The sequence below is a fragment of the Gephyromycinifex aptenodytis genome, assembly GCF_012277275.1.
GTDB lineage: Bacteria > Actinomycetota > Actinomycetes > Actinomycetales > Dermatophilaceae > Gephyromycinifex > Gephyromycinifex aptenodytis.
The window spans coordinates 533,358-548,719 of record NZ_CP051155.1; the positions used below are offsets into that span (position 1 = coordinate 533,358).

A 15,362-nucleotide genomic window follows, 5' to 3' on the forward strand; every position below is an offset into this window, starting at 1 on the left:
GACAACCGTTGCAGCGACAGCTCCGGGCGATCACGTATCGCCCGCAGTGCCCGGGCAGCCTCACTCGCCTGGAACGGGGATTCTCCTCCAAGATGGCCCCAGGATGATTCGCACCTCGAAGGAGCAACCATGACCTATACCGGGCACGTCACCTCCGCTGGGCCCAGCCAGGTTCGTCAACTCGACGGCCTGACGATCCGTAAGGCAAGCGTGGGGTCGATGGACAACAACGCCTATCTGCTCACCTGCACCGCCACCGGCGATCAATTGCTCATCGACGCCGCAGACGACCTGCCCCGCCTGCAGCAACTCATCGCAGAGGGCACTGGGGAATTGAGCGCAATCCTCACCACCCACCGGCACGCTGATCACACTCGGGCGTTGACCGGCCTGGCCCAGGCAACCGGTGCCACCACTCTGGCCGGCGAATACGACGCTGATTATCTACCGATGGCCCCCGATCGTCGACTCCGCCACGGGGAGCAGATCACCCTGGGTGAACAGCAATTGCATATCACCCATCTGCGCGGGCACACCCCGGGCGCCATCGCGGTGACATGGACCGCGCCTAACGGACAGGCGCACCTGTTCAGCGGCGACAGTCTGTTCCCCGGGGGTCCCGGCAAGACCTCCACCCCTGAAGACTTCGCCCAACTCATGGACGATCTAGAGACCCGCCTCTTCGATGTCCTGGACGACGCCACCTGGGTCTATCCCGGCCACGGGGACGACACCACCCTGGGCGCTGAACGTCCGCACCTCCCGCAGTGGCGCGAACGCGGTTGGTAGCCCCGGGCTCTCGGGGGTCGGGCCGAACTGTCACGATTCGCTGGTGACCCGCTACCCCTCTCCCTCCGCTTTCCCGGTGGCGCTCGTCCTCGGGGCGGTCGTCTCGGTTCAGTTCGGGGGGGCACTCGCCGCCACGCTGCTGCCCGTGGTCGGTGTCGCCGGGTCAGTGTCGTTGCGTCTGATCTTCGCCGTCGTCATCATGCTGGCGATAGCCCGGCCCCGGCTGCGCGGCTACCACAGGGCCGACTGGGCCACCGTGGCCGCCTTCGGTGTCGCCCTGGCCGGGATGAACGCCGCTTTCTACGCGTCGTTGACTCGACTCCCCCTCGGGGTGGCTGTCACCATCGAGTTCATCGGGCCTCTGGTACTCGCTGCCTCCACGACCCGCCGGGTGCGCGACATCATCGCCGTGATCGTGGCGGCGACCGGCGTCATCCTCATCGCCGAGATCGCCCAGGTCAACTGGGCCCAACTCGACATTCTCGGGATTCTGCTCGCGCTGCTCGCCGGGGCCTTCTGGGCCGGCTACATCGTGCTGTCCGGGCGTGCCGGTGCACGGTTCCCGCGCCTGGACGGTTTGGCGCTGGCCCTGGTGGTCGCGGCGGTGTTGGTGACACCGTTCGGCATCCTCACCGCGGGAGACACCCTGCTGACACCCGAACCTCTGATCCGCGGGCTGGGGATTGCGGTGCTTTCATCCGTACTGCCCTACTCATTGGAGCTGGTGGCACTGCGCCGCCTCAGCGCCCAGGTGTTCGGCATCCTGCTCAGCCTGGAGCCTGCGGTGGCAGCCATAGCCGGGTTCTTCGTTCTCGGACAACGACTCGACCCCCTACAACTGGTCGGGATGGGGTGCGTCGTGGGCGCTTCAGCCTCGGTCACCCGCAGTGCGCAGCCTCCACCCACCCTCCCGGACACGAAACTCTGAGCCGATACCGGGACCAATGGCCGTGGCGAGCGGGGATCCGGTCCGGGACCGCCCGCCGGGACGCTACCGTAAATGTGCGAAGTCGCGCGGTGCACATGCACCTGCACGTCATTCATCGGACGGAGGAAAGATGGCCAGTCGCGTCGGCAACAAGCAGATGCGGAACAAGATCATGCCCGCAGCAGATGCTGCAGCGTTCATCAAGCACGGTGACAACGTTGGCATGAGCGGTTTCACGGGGGCCGGTTACCCCAAGGCGGTGCCTGTTGCGCTCGCGACGCAGATCCGCGAGGAGACCGCAGCCGGGCGCCCCTTTGACATCGGAGTGTGGACGGGGGCCTCGACGGCTCCTGAACTCGATGGTGCGCTCGCTGAAACTGGCGGTATGAAGACCCGTCTGCCTTACCAGTCGGACCCGGTCACTCGCTCCAAGATCAACTCGGGCGAGACGGACTACATCGACATTCACCTGTCGCACCTGGGCCCGCTCGTGCGTGAAGGCTTCCTGGGGACCTTGGACACCGCCGTCATCGAGGTCACCGCCATCACCGAAGACGGGCGTTTGGTTCCCAGTTCTTCGGTGGGTAACAACAAGGTGTGGCTGGATGAGGCAGAGAAGGTCATCCTCGAGGTCAACTCGTGGCAGAGCACCGATCTCGAGGGCATGCACGACATCTACGACCGCTTCGCTCTGCCCCCTTACCGGCAGCCGGTTCAGATGCTCAAGCCCAGCGATCGGCTCGGTCAGCCGTACCTGACGGTCGACCCTGAGAAGGTCATCGCGGTTGTCGAAACCGACCAGCGGGACCGCAACACGCCGTTCAAGCCGCTGGACGAGACGTCCAAAGCCATTGCCGGGCACCTGCTGGACTTCCTTCAGCACGAGGTGAACGTGGGACGGCTTCCCAAGGAGCTGCTTCCGTTGCAGTCCGGTGTCGGCAACATCGCCAACGCCGTCCTGGCCGGGCTGCTGGACTCCCCGTTCGAGAACCTCACGTCCTACACCGAGGTCATTCAGGACGGAATGGTCGAGCTGATCGACGCCGGCAAGGTCACGATGGCGTCGGCGACCGCGTTCTCACTCTCCCCGGATGCCGCGGAGCGCATGAACCAGAACGCCAAGACGTACCGGCGAAACATCATCCTTCGCCCGCAGGAGATCTCGAACCACCCCGAGCTCATCCGGCGTCTGGGTGTCATCGCCACGAACGGCCTCATCGAGGCCGACATCTACGGCAACGTCAACTCGACGCACATCATGGGTAGCCGGATGCAGAACGGTATCGGCGGTTCGGGCGACTTCGCTCGTAACGCCTACATCTCGGCATTCGTGACGCCCTCGACGGCCAAGGGTGGTGCGATCTCCTCGATCGTGCCGTTCGTCAGCCACGTCGACCACACCGAGCACGACACGCACATCCTGGTCACCGAGCAGGGTCTTGCGGACCTGCGCGGTCTTGCGCCTCGCAAACGCGCCAAGGTGATCATCGAGAAGTGCGCCCACCCCACGTACCGTCCCCTGCTGGAGGAGTACGTGCAGCGGGCTTCCAAGGTCGCCAACGGCCAGCACACCCCGCACGATCTGGAGCAGGCGCACTCCTGGCACCGCCGGTTCCTGACCTCGGGCACGATGATGCCGAGCTGAGGCACCCAGGCGACAAGTAGCTGACAAGGGGCGGACCGCTTGCGGTCCGCCCCTTGTCGTGCGCTGGTTTGCCTAGTGCGCCCAGCCGCACCTCAGTCCAGTTCAGCGCGCTGGACGCTGCGGGACTTGATGAGGCTGGCGATAGTGGTGACGCCCAGGATGGCCACGATCGCGATGAGCGAGGCCTCGATGCCGATAACGGGGACGTGCAAGCCCTGGCCGCCGTTGAGGAACGGGAGCGTGTTCTCGTGCAGGGCGTGCAGGATCAGTTTGACGCCGATGAAGCCGAGCAGCACCGACAGCCCCAGCGACAGGTAGACCAGTCGCTTCAGCAGGCCACCGATGAGGAAGTACAACTGTCGCAACCCCATCAGGGCGAAGATGTTCGCCGTCAATACCAGGAATGGCTCCCGCGTCAATCCGAAGATTGCCGGAATGGAGTCCAGCGCGAACATGAGGTCGGTCGAGCCGAGGGCCAGGATGACGATGAGCATCGGGGTCATCAGCTTCTTGCCGTTTTCCAGGCCGATGAGCTTGGTGCCGTGGTCCCAGGACTGGGTGGCTGGGAAGCGACGCTCGACGAATGCCAGGAACGCATTCTCCTTGAAATCCTCGTCCTCACCCTGGCCCATGCCTTCCTTGGCCAATTCGATGGCGGTGTAGATCAGGAAGACGCCGAAGATATAGAAGACCCACGCGAACTGGTTGATGAGCGCGGCACCGACTCCGATGAAGATTCCGCGCAGGATCAAGGCGATGATGATGCCGACCATCAGCGCGGTCTGCTGGAAGCGCTCCGGGACTCGGAACTTCGCCATGATGATGATGAACACGAACAGGTTGTCAATCGACAAGGAGTATTCAGTCAGCCAGCCGGCGTAGAACTCTTTACCGTAGTTCCAGCCGCTGAACACCCCGACGCCGACACCGAAGAGGACTGCCGCCGAGATGAAGAAAGCCAGGTGACGTGCGCACTCTCCCATCGATGGGCGATGCGGACGGCGGGCGATGAAAACGACGTCGACGAGAAGAAACGCGACAGTCACCGTCAAAGTGGCTATCCATACCCAGAGGGGGACGTTCACAGGCAGATCCGCCCTTTCACACGAGTTGCGAGTGGAGGTCTTTCCCACCCGTGGGGCGGACCGGTGCCCCGGGTGTCGCGCTCAGCGAAGCGCTCAACCGTGTTGACGGGCACACCGCGTGGGGATACTCCCCTCCGTTGACGTCGCAGTCTTTCATATCGGCGTCGAGCAGAGCATCTTCCCCTCAGCGCGTGGCTTCGTTCATCTGGCGAAGTTCCTTTTTGAGGTCGGAAAGCTCGTCCCGCAGCCGTGCTGCCAGCTCGAAGTGCAGGTCCTCTGCTGCCTGATGCATCTGTGCGGTCAGGTCCTGGATCAGGCTGGCCAGGTCGCCCGCAGCCGAAGGAACCGCGTGCCGTGGTGTCACCGCTTCGGCCCGACCGCGGGCCCCCTTGCCGCGCGATTGGGTCCGGCCGCTGCCCATCAAGGCTTCGGTGTCGGCGTCTTCGCGGCGCAGCTGATCGGTGATGTCGGCGATCCGCTTGCGCAGCGGCGTGGGGTCGATGCCGTGTTCCAGGTTGTACGCCACCTGCTTCTCGCGGCGCCGACGCGTCTCTTCGATCGCCGAGGCCATCGACGGAGTGATCGAATCGGCATACATGTGCACCTGGCCGGATACGTTCCGGGCGGCGCGCCCGATCGTCTGGATCAGGCTGCGCGCGGAACGCAGGAACCCTTCTTTATCCGCGTCGAGGATCGACACCAGGGACACTTCGGGCAGGTCGAGACCTTCACGCAGCAGGTTGATCCCCACGAGGACGTCGTATTCCCCCAGACGCAGCTCCCGCAGAAGCTCTACCCGCCGGAGTGTGTCGACCTCAGAGTGCAGATAGCGCACGCGCACCCCCTTATCGAGGAGGTAATCGGTGAGATCCTCGGCCATCTTCTTCGTCAACGTCGTGACGAGTACCCGTTCGTTGCGAGACGCGCGCTCATTGATCTCGTACAGCAGGTCATCGATCTGACCCTTGGTCGGTTTCAGGATGATTTCGGGGTCGATCAGGCCCGTCGGGCGGATGATCTGCTCCACGAATCCGTCCGACTTGGCCATCTCATAGTCCCCAGGGGTGGCGGACAGGTAAATGGTCTGCCCGGTGCGCTCGAGAAACTCTTCCCATTTCAGCGGCCGGTTGTCCATTGCGGAAGGCAGACGGAAACCGTGGTCGACAAGGGTGCGTTTGCGGCTCATGTCCCCCTCGTACATGGCACCGATCTGGGAGACAGTCACGTGCGACTCGTCGATGACCAGCAGGAAGTCTTCTGGGAAGTAATCCAGCAGACAGTTCGGGGCTGACCCGCGCGGGCGGCCGTCAATATGCAGCGAGTAGTTCTCGATGCCGGAACAGGACCCGACCTGACGCATCATCTCGATGTCGTAGGTGGTGCGCATCCGCAACCGTTGCGCCTCCAACAGTTTGCCCTGTCGCTCGAACTCGGCGAGTTGCTCCTCAAGCTCCTTCTCGATGCCGGTGATGGCGCGCTCCATGCGTTCCGGGCCGGCCACATAGTGCGTGGCGGGGAAGACGTACATCTCCTGTTCCTCAGCCATCACCTCCCCGCTGAGTGGATGCAGAGTGTAGAGCCGTTCGATCTCATCGCCGAAGAACTCGATCCGCAGCGCCAGTTCTTCGTAGACGGGGATGATCTCCACGGTGTCGCCGCGCACCCGGAAGGTGCCGCGCGTGAAGGCGAGATCGTTGCGGGTGTACTGCATCTGCACGAAGCGCCGCAGCAACGCCTCGCGGCCCAGCTCATCCCCCACTTTCAAGCGCACCATCCGGTCGACGTACTCCTGCGGGGTGCCCAGGCCGTAGATGCAGGAGACGGAGGCAACAACGACGACGTCGCGCCGGGTGAGCAGGGAGTTGGTGGCGCTGTGTCGCAGCCGCTCCACCTCGTCGTTGATCGAGGAGTCCTTCTCGATGTACGTGTCCGTCTGCGGCACGTATGCCTCGGGCTGGTAGTAGTCGTAGTAACTGACGAAGTACTCGACGGCGTTATTGGGCAGCAGCTCACGGAACTCGTTGGCCAACTGCGCGGCCAGCGTCTTGTTCGGCGCCATCACCAGGGTGGGGCGCTGCACCTTCTCGATGAGCCAGGCCGCAGTGGCGGACTTACCGGTACCGGTTGCACCGAGGAGCACGACGTCCTGCTCCCCCGCTTCGATCCGTCGGGTGAGCTCGGCGATCGCACGCGGTTGGTCTCCGCTGGGGGAGAAGTCCGAGACGACCTCGAAGGGGGCGACGCGCCGCTGCAAATCTGTGATGGGCCGCATAGCGACCACGGTAGACCTGACCTCCGACAACCCTTCATCGGTGCGACCGCGACGGCGCCTTCAACGCACCGGCCGGCGGCAGATGACCAGGGCGTACCGGGCGAACACGGCGGAAATCACGAGCGTGACACTCCGGCCTGCGTCGGCCAGAGCCAGGGCGAGGCGAGGACGAGGACCTCCTTCACCGACTGATTGCACAACGACAGCGGTAGAGCTGCACTCCCGACAACCCCTTGTGGGTTCGGTCCTGCTCGACCTACGTCGTCGCACGCCAGGCAGATGCAGCGCTGCGAATCTCGGCCGAGGTATCCGATGCCCACACGTCGTGACCGTCGAGCTGCACCAGGTCTGCGGCCAGACGAACCCTCGCCCATCATGAAACAGGTCCCCTGCCGTGACGGCAGGGGACCCGGTGCGTTGCGTAGCGGTGATCTACTCCGAGATCTCGGCGATCAACTGCTCGGTGGTGGTGTCCGGAGAGACGACGGTGGGGAACCAGTCTTCCTTGGCCAACAGCTCATCCGGGGTGTTGCCGTACCGCATGTGGAAGTGCAGCAGGTCTTCCTCGTGATCGATCGGGAAGAACATCACCGTCGGGTACTTCGCCGCGGAGTCGGTTGCCTTGAAGGCGTACCAGGTGCGGGTCTTGCCACCGACGACGCTCTCGTAGGTCTTGTCCCAGGTGTACTCCGAGGACGAGATCTCCTTGCCGTCCTTGGACGGGAAGTTGTCCAGGAAGGTGATCTTGTCTCCATCGATCACCAGACCGCCGAAGTCGGAGGCGCGACGCTTATGCAGGGCGGCTTTCTCCTCATCGGGGGTGCTGTTGTTCTTCTTGGCAGCTGCCTCGTACCCCGGCGCGAGGGCCGGGTCGTCGAGGTAGTTGTCAATGTTGTTCCACTCACCCTTCCAACTGGACAGGGATTGCAGCTCGGCGGGCACCGAGGCCGAGTCGGCCGCGCTGGGAGTCGAGTCGGCCGCGCCAGAGGGCGATTCAACTGCGGTGGCGGACGATTCGGCTGCGCCGGGGGTCTGCTCGTCAGCGCCGCCACATGCGCTCAGCGTCAGGGGCAAGGCAAGTGCTAGGCAGGCCGCCAGGGCACGGTGTTTCGTCATCGATACTCCGATCGAATTCAGCGGGCCCATTCGCGAGGCCCGAGCGGATGAAGGTGTTGGCAGGTTTTCGGACTCGGAATCAACCGCTCAGGCGCCTTCCCAGCGTTCGCCAGTGGCTTCGTGCCTTCGTGTCATCCTCACCGCTGCGCGTCAGTCCTGGATTCGCACCAGGTTCCCTGACCCCACACGGGGCTGTACCAACATGCACACCGTACATGGGGGGGGTGCCGCGTGGCCGCCAGGGGCATACCGGGTTTCGTGTGATGTGGAGCAACGCGGACGCGCGGCTCTGCCGCCAGCGCAGGACGGTCAGGTAGGCGGTGCGCCTCAAGCTCAGCAACCGAGGGTCTCTTGATCCCCCCGCCCGCGCGAGGCGTCGCTGACCTGGCAGGCAACCCAGGCAGAGCGGTGAGCCCGCTCGCGCGGGCGAGCAGCAGCGGCCTGCTCCGCTACCGCCGCTCGACCGCCGACTATCTCAGTCGTGCCAACCCGAGCGCTGCGCCCAGGCCTGCATTCGCGGCCACACCTCGTTGAACCAGGGTGCTTTGGCTTCGGCATAGGCGGTCGAGGAGTCGGTCTCGGCGGACAGGCGCGCTTTGACCGCCTCATAGTCTGCTTGGCCGTCCTCGTCGGCGCGCAACCAGTCACGGAACAGCAGCGCATACTGCCACCCCGCGCTCTGCAACTCGCGGACGTGGACGTGCGCCACCCGCCCGGGATCGCACGAACCATGGAAGCGCTTGATCCACAGCGACGGGTCCGGAACTGCGTCAGTGGGGTGATCCATCCGGTTGGAGTCCACCCGTGGGAACCCCGCCGCGGCGAGGGCCTGAATGAAGTCTGGGTCGTCGGCCTCACGTAGGTCACCGACCCCGACCTGGATGTCGATGACGTCCTTGGCGCGCATCCCCGGCACACTCGTGGAGCCCACATGCTCGATCTCGGGCGCACGCTCCCCCAACGCCCGGCCGATCCGCTCGATCAACCGGTTGGCCTGCAGATCCCAGTCGCTGCCCTCGACCAGAACCGGGGTGTCGGGACGCCGGAAAACCGTCCCGGAGGACAGGTTCGCCTCGAACGGGCGCAGCCGTTCGTTCCACAGCTTCGTCACATCGGCGGCCAAGTCTTCCTGGCTGCCGTTGTTGTCCAGCAGCACATCAGCGGCAGCGGCTCGCGCCGCGTCCGAGGCCTGGTGTGCCATCCGAGCCCGGACATCGTTCTCGTTCATCCCCCGCTCGACCGCGCGAGCCACCCGGGTCTGCGGCCGAGCATCAACAGCGACGACAAGGTGATAGCGCGAGCCCATGTTCTTCTCCACCAGCAGCGGGACATCATGGACGACGATGTCCCCCGGTCCTGCTGCCGCTAAGAGCTGGTCGGTACGCGCTGCGATGCGGGGGTGGGTGATCCGCTCCAGGTCCTGCCGGGCCACCTCGTCACCGAAGACCTGCCCGGCCAGCGCCGCACGGTCCAGGGCACCGTCAGCGGCGAGCACCTGTGAACCGAACCGGTCGATCACCTCGGCCAGGCCCTCGGAGCCCGCAGCCAGGACCTCACGGGCCACCGCGTCGGCGTCGATCACCACCGCACCGAGTTCACGCAAACGGCGTGCCGCCGTCGACTTGCCGGATCCGATACCGCCGGTCAGTCCTACGCTCAACATGACCTCACTGTAGGCGGAAGATCGCTCCCGCCGGAGGGTTCGGCCAGGCGAGCTCCACAACGGCCCGTGATGAATCTCCTAGCTCAGCGCGTGCGAGGTCCGTCCGAGGATGAATGACGATCGCGACTGCCGATCCCGACAATGCACTGAGTCGGCAGTGCGCACGGCACAAACCACCGACCCGGCGCGCATCGACGAGCCGACTGCCAGGCCTGCGCTGGGTTGCGCTCCCACCCGCACCATGGGGTCCCAACCGCTGCGGTGCCACCCAGTCAGCGCCCCGCCGAGGACTGCAGCGGCGCTGTCGTCCTGAGTGGCGCAGGAGCGGCGCGCTGCGCCGTTCACGATCGCCAGCGTGCGTCCGTAGGCTGCCGGCTCACAGCTCGAACCGGCCGGTGGAACAGCTGGCTTCCACGTCGTTTTACGGGCCGAACACCAGGACATGCCGGTCTGCATGACACAGCGAATGTTGCCGTCCGGAGTGACGAACGCGCCGGTCTCGACCACCACCTCGTGCGGCCCTGAAGAACGTCCTGCCTGCTGTAGAACGAGCGAACCGTTCACATAAGTCACGACCGCCTCGTAGGGAGTCACCGGGCCCTGCGCCGAATCGAAACCCGCCCACTCGACAACGATCTGAGCGTCCCGCACCCGCAACGAACGCACTGCGGCATGGCGTTGGCGCTGCAACGGGTCCAGGCCGGCGACGGCGATGGGGCGAGGCCCTGCGGTGTACAGCACCAGCGTGTCTGGGCCCGGCACCCCGGCCACCTCACAGGAGAGCACCACCAACGCATCCCGGGCGCCGTCACCGTCCAGGTCAACCAGCAGTGGTGGCACCGGTGGGGTGTCGGGGGTGTAGCCCTGCAGCACCTGCAGATGCGTACCGACCCCGTTCAAGCCCACCCCGCGGTAACCGCGAATCCGGTGCTCCGGCGCTCCGCATACCGACGGCGCATACGTGGAACGAAGGTCCTGGGGGCGCAGATCTGGAGGCTTGACGACGACGGGAGCTGTGATGGGCGCCACGGTCATGACCGTGGCGGGCACCTCGGTCGGTACCGCGTAGATGATGGGCTGCTCCGGCAGCGAGTCTGGCTGCCTCGTGGCGCAACCTGCCAGGAGCGCCACCGCTACCAGCAGCGCAACGCACAGAGTGGACCTCACTCCTACCCCAACGGCCTCCCATGCCGCATCCTGAGCGAATCACGCTCTGCTGCGCCGCACTTGACGGGCGCAGCGGCGTCATCCCGTGGGGGTACGCGGCGGCGGCCCGCCCCCGGTGAGGGGACGGACCGCCGTGATCGCGCTCAAACAGGATGAATCAGTTGCCGGTGAGCTTCTCGCGCAGCGCAGCCAGCGCCTCGTCGGAGGCCAGGGTGCCCTCGTGGCTGGTCGCCTCCGGGGACTCCGTGGTGCCACCGGAGGAGTAGGTCGTCGGAGCCTCGACGGTGCCGCCGGTAGCGACTGCCTCGGCGTCGGCCTTGAGGGCCTCCTCGACCTGCGTGCGGTGGGACTCCCAACGAGCGTGGGCCTCGGCGTACTGCCGCTCCCACTTCTCGCGCTGCTCCTCGTGCCCCTCGAGCCATTCGTTGGTCTCGGGGTCGAAGCCCTCGGGGTACTTGTAGTTGCCCTGCTCGTCGTACTCGGCAGCCATGCCGTAGAGGGTCGGGTCGAACTCGGCCCCGGCCACTGCGGCATCGTTGGCCTGCTTCAGCGACAGCGAGATGCGACGACGCTCCAGGTCGATGTCGATGACCTTGACGAAGATCTCGGTGCCGACCGTGACGACCTGCTCCGGCAGCTCGACGTGACGCTCTGCCAACTCGGAGATGTGCACCAGGCCCTCGATGCCGTCGTCGACGCGAACGAACGCACCGAACGGGACGAGCTTGGTGACCTTACCCGGCACGACCTGCCCGATCGCGTGGGTACGGGCGAAGTGCTGCCACGGGTCTTCCTGAGTCGCCTTGAGCGAGAGCGAAACCCGCTCGCGGTCCATGTCGACGTCGAGAACCTCGACGGTGACTTCCTGGCCGACCTCGACAACCTCGGAGGGGTGGTCGATGTGCTTCCAGGACAGCTCCGAGACGTGAACCAGACCGTCGACGCCGCCGAGGTCGACGAACGCACCGAAGTTGACGATCGAGGAAACGACACCCGTGCGGACCTGGCCCTTGCCGAGTTCCTTCAAGAAGCTCGTGCGGACCTCGGACTGGGTCTGCTCCAACCATGCGCGACGCGACAGGACCACGTTGTTCCGGTTCTTGTCGAGCTCGATGATCTTGGCCTCGATCTCCTTGCCGACGTACGGCTGGAGGTCGCGGACACGACGCATCTCCACCAAGGAAGCAGGAAGGAAGCCGCGCAGCCCGATGTCGAGGATGAGGCCGCCCTTGACGACCTCGATGACGGTACCGGTAACGACGCCGTCTTCCTCCTTGAGCCGCTCGATGGTGCCCCACGCGCGCTCGTACTGAGCGCGCTTCTTGCTCAGGATGAGTCGGCCTTCCTTATCCTCCTTCTGAAGGACAAGTGCCTCGACCTGGTCACCGACGCCGACGACCTCGTTGGGGTCTACGTCGTGCTTGATCGACAGCTCGCGGGAGGGGATAACGCCCTCCGTCTTGTAGCCGATGTCGAGGAGGACCTCGTCACGGTCGACCTTGACGATGATTCCTTCGACGATGTCGCCATCGTTGAAGTGCTTGATCGTCGCGTCGATGAGGGCAAGAAGCTCTTCCTCAGATCCGATGTCGTTAATCGCGACCTGCGGGTTGCTGACAGTCATGTAGTGGGGACTTTCGATTGTGGACAGTAGGTCGGGGGGCCCGAACCGGGTGCTCGAACCCCGTTGTACAGGTACTCGTCTGCCACCAGGCCGACGGTTTCCGAACGAGGCGCGCCAGAGGTGCTCTTCATTCGTTCACGTGCCGACAAAGTGCCTCGTAGCCGTTCGAGACGGTATCGAGGAGCAGACCCGCGTCTGGCTGACCGGCAGGACACTGCGTCGACTTGATGCCAGCGGGGTGAAACGCCCATCGCAGGCACGCCATCGGCGTCCAACAGGTAGACCATACGCAAGCCTCAGACTACCCAGCCGATATGTGCCGAGTAAAGCCGGGCAGACTGGTGCGATGACACGGCCGGTACCATCACCTCCACCCGAGCACCATCACCAGGGCGCTGCCCCCGCACTCGATGCGCTCCCCCAGGAAGTCGTGGCGGTTTCCACCGACGCGTTGGCGGCCGGATTCCATGAGGTCGACGCCACCTCGACGGTGCAAGCGAACCGGCAGTGGTGGGACATCGAGGCCGAGTCGTACTACCAGGAGCACGGCGAGTTCCTCGGCGACGCCGAGCTCGTCTGGGGACCGGAGGGCTGGACCGAGCGCGAGTTGGGGCTGCTCGGTGAGCTGCAAGACACGCTCAGCCTGGAGGTCGGGGCGGGCGCAGCACAGGGATCACGCTATGTGCGCTCGCAGGGCGCGCGCGCTATCGCCTCCGACATCTCGGGTGGAATGTTGGGTAAGAGTCGACAGATCGACGCCGACCTCGGCCAGCCACCATTGCCTCTGGTGCTCGCCGACGGCTGCGCACTGCCGTTCGCCGATGAGACGTTCGACTTGGTCTTCTCGGCCTACGGCGCGGTGCCGTTTGTCGCGGACTCGGCGCTGTTGATGCGCGAGTGCGCCCGCGTGCTGCGCCCTGGCGGGCGGTTCGTCTTCTCTACGACCCACCCGATCCGCTGGGCGTTTCCGGATTCACCTGGGCCGGACGGCCTGACCGCCACCATGTCGTATTTCAACCGGACGCCCTATGTCGAGACCGCAGACGGCGAATTGGTGTACGCCGAGCACCACCGCACGCTGGGCGACCGGGTCCGCGAGATCATCGCTGCCGGTCTGCGACTGGTGGATCTGGTGGAGCCGGAATGGCCGGAGCGGACCACGTCCTCCTGGGGCGGGTGGAGTCCGCTGCGGGGTCAGTCAATCCCGGGAACGGCCATCTTCGTGTGCACCCGGGAGTGACGAAGCGACAGAACATCACCCAAAACGCCCGCATCACCCGTCAACCTGAGTGATGATGACGGCCGTGAGTAAATCTTTCCCGTCCGACCTTGAGATCGCCCGCGCGGCTGATCTCGCGCCCATCGCCGCCGTCGCTGAAGCGGCTGGCCTGCATGAAGAGCTGCTGGAGCCATACGGACGTCATGTGGCCAAGGTCAGCGAGCGTGCTGTCGATGAACTCAAAGGCCGACCCAAGGCCAAGTACGTTGTTGTCACCGCCATCACCCCCACACCGCTGGGTGAGGGCAAGACGACCACGGCCGTCGGTCTAGCCCAGGGGTTGGCCAAGGAGGGGCGTACCGCCACTCTGGCGCTACGGCAACCTTCGATGGGACCGACCTTCGGCATCAAGGGCGGCGCGGCCGGCGCCGGCTACAGCCAGGTCGTCCCGATGGAGACGCTGAACCTGCACCTCACCGGCGACTTCCACGCCATCACCGCAGCCCACAACCTGCTGGCCGCGATGCTGGACAATCACCTGCACCACGGCAACGAGCTCGGTATCGACTCCCGCACGATCTCCTGGCGTCGCGTGATCGACATGAACGACCGGGCCCTGCGCAACATCGTCGTCGGCTTGGGCGCCCGAGTCGACGGTGTGCCCCGCCAGAGCGGCTTCGACATCACCGCTGCCAGCGAGGTCGGCGTCGCGCTGGCGCTGGCGACCTCGCTGGCCGACCTGCGTGAGCGCTTGGGACGGATTGTCGTCGGCTACACCTTCGACGGTCGCCCGGTGAGCGCGGATGACCTCAAAGCCGGCGGCGCCATGACCGTCATCATGCGCGACGCGATCAAGCCCAACCTCATGCAGACCCTCGAGCACACCCCGGTGCTCATCCACGCCGGTCCGTTCGGCAACATCGCCACGGGTAACTCCTCGGTCATCGCCGACAAGGTCGGCATCGGCATGAGCGACTACCTCATCACCGAGGCCGGTTTCGGCGCGGACATGGGCGCCGAGCGTTTCTTCAACCTCAAGTGCCGGGTCTCCGGGCTGCAGCCGGATGCGGCAGTCCTGGTCGTGACGGTGCGCGCGCTCAAGGCGCACTCAGGTCGCTACAAGGTAGTCGCGGGTAAGCCGTTGCCGCCGCAGATGTTGGAGGAGAACCCGGCCGATGTTCGCGCCGGCGCCGCCAACCTGCGCAAACACATCGAAATCGTGCGCAGCTTCGGGGTCTCCCCCGTCGTGGCCATCAACGCCTTCCCCGGCGACTTCGACAGCGAACACGAGGTCATCAAGCAGATCGCCCAGGTCGCCGGAGCTCACGTGGCAGTCAGCACCCATGTCCGCGACGGCGGCGACGGCGCCAGGGAATTGGCGCACGTCGTGGAGAAGGCCTGCTCCGAGGCAACCGACTTCATGTACACCTACGAACTCGACGCGCCGCTGAAGGACAAGCTGCACGCCATCGCCACCAAGGTGTACGGAGCCGACCACGTCGCCTACGCTCCCTCGGCCGAGCGAGACCTGGCCCGGTTCGAGGTCCTCGGCTACAGCCAGTTCCCTGTCGTCATCGCCAAGACGCATCTGTCCATCTCCAGCGACCCGAGCTTGAAGGGCGCCCCCACCGGCTGGACCTTGCCGGTGCGTGAGGTGCGCGTCGCGGCCGGAGCGGGCTACGTGTACGCCATCGCCGGAGAGATGCGCACGATGCCCGGCCTGGCGAAGTCACCCGCGGCCGAACGCATCGACATCGACGCAGACGGCAACATCGTCGGCCTGTTCTGATCGCTGCGCACCACCCGATAGCGCACCGGAGCCCCGCACCGATTCATTTCGGTGCGGGGCTCCTG

At 65.3% G+C, this 15,362-nt stretch carries 11 protein-coding genes and 1 riboswitch; of the genes, 5 read left to right on the top strand and 6 right to left on the bottom strand.

What is annotated here, in order from left to right:
- The first annotated feature begins 129 nt into the window (after positions 1-129).
- The 3 genes from G9V96_RS02295 (at position 130) to G9V96_RS02305 (ending at position 3,362) form a co-directional block, all read left to right on the top strand.
- Positions 130-789 (top strand): MBL fold metallo-hydrolase, encoded by a 660-nt coding sequence (locus tag G9V96_RS02295; protein WP_168581588.1) that lies wholly within the window; start codon positions 130-132, stop codon positions 787-789.
- 40 nt (positions 790-829) lie between these two features.
- The gene (locus G9V96_RS02300; protein WP_404861433.1) at positions 830-1,717 is read left to right on the top strand and encodes an EamA family transporter; all 888 of its coding nucleotides are present in this window, start codon (positions 830-832) and stop codon (positions 1,715-1,717) included.
- 130 nt (positions 1,718-1,847) lie between these two features.
- Positions 1,848-3,362, top strand: coding sequence for an acetyl-CoA hydrolase/transferase family protein (locus G9V96_RS02305; protein WP_168581590.1), 1,515 nt, complete (start codon positions 1,848-1,850; stop codon positions 3,360-3,362).
- 92 nt (positions 3,363-3,454) lie between these two features.
- On the opposite strand, the gene G9V96_RS02310 is transcribed toward G9V96_RS02305, so the two are convergent.
- From G9V96_RS02310 to rpsA, 6 genes are all read right to left on the bottom strand, one after another.
- Complete coding sequence (locus tag G9V96_RS02310; RefSeq protein WP_168581591.1) at positions 3,455-4,447, bottom strand: TerC/Alx family metal homeostasis membrane protein; 993 nt, start codon at positions 4,445-4,447, stop codon at positions 3,455-3,457.
- A gap of 184 nt (positions 4,448-4,631) precedes the next feature.
- Positions 4,632-6,719 (bottom strand): excinuclease ABC subunit UvrB, encoded by a 2,088-nt coding sequence (gene uvrB, locus G9V96_RS02315; protein ID WP_319643821.1) that lies wholly within the window; start codon positions 6,717-6,719, stop codon positions 4,632-4,634.
- 432 nt (positions 6,720-7,151) lie between these two features.
- Positions 7,152-7,835: a ZinT/AdcA family metal-binding protein gene (locus G9V96_RS02320; RefSeq protein WP_168581592.1), complete on the bottom strand. Its 684-nt coding sequence runs from the start codon at positions 7,833-7,835 to the stop codon at positions 7,152-7,154.
- 41 nt (positions 7,836-7,876) lie between these two features.
- Positions 7,877-8,052, bottom strand: a riboswitch (cobalamin riboswitch).
- Between the two features lie 258 nt (positions 8,053-8,310).
- The gene (coaE, locus tag G9V96_RS02325; RefSeq protein ID WP_168581593.1) at positions 8,311-9,498 is read right to left on the bottom strand and encodes a dephospho-CoA kinase; all 1,188 of its coding nucleotides are present in this window, start codon (positions 9,496-9,498) and stop codon (positions 8,311-8,313) included.
- A gap of 78 nt (positions 9,499-9,576) precedes the next feature.
- Entirely contained in the window at positions 9,577-10,665 is a 1,089-nt protein-coding gene (locus G9V96_RS02330) for a hypothetical protein (RefSeq protein WP_168581594.1), read from the bottom strand.
- 157 nt (positions 10,666-10,822) lie between these two features.
- Positions 10,823-12,289 carry a 30S ribosomal protein S1 gene (rpsA, locus tag G9V96_RS02335; protein WP_210424443.1) on the bottom strand — a complete coding sequence of 489 codons (1,467 nt, stop codon included), beginning with the start codon at positions 12,287-12,289 and terminating at the stop codon, positions 10,823-10,825.
- A gap of 346 nt (positions 12,290-12,635) precedes the next feature.
- Between rpsA and G9V96_RS02340 the strand changes: the two genes are divergently transcribed.
- Positions 12,636-13,529 (top strand): class I SAM-dependent methyltransferase, encoded by an 894-nt coding sequence (locus tag G9V96_RS02340; RefSeq protein WP_168581595.1) that lies wholly within the window; start codon positions 12,636-12,638, stop codon positions 13,527-13,529.
- 55 nt (positions 13,530-13,584) lie between these two features.
- Entirely contained in the window at positions 13,585-15,297 is a 1,713-nt protein-coding gene (locus tag G9V96_RS02345) for a formate--tetrahydrofolate ligase (protein WP_226913612.1), read from the top strand.
- The last annotated feature ends 65 nt before the right edge of the window (positions 15,298-15,362 follow it).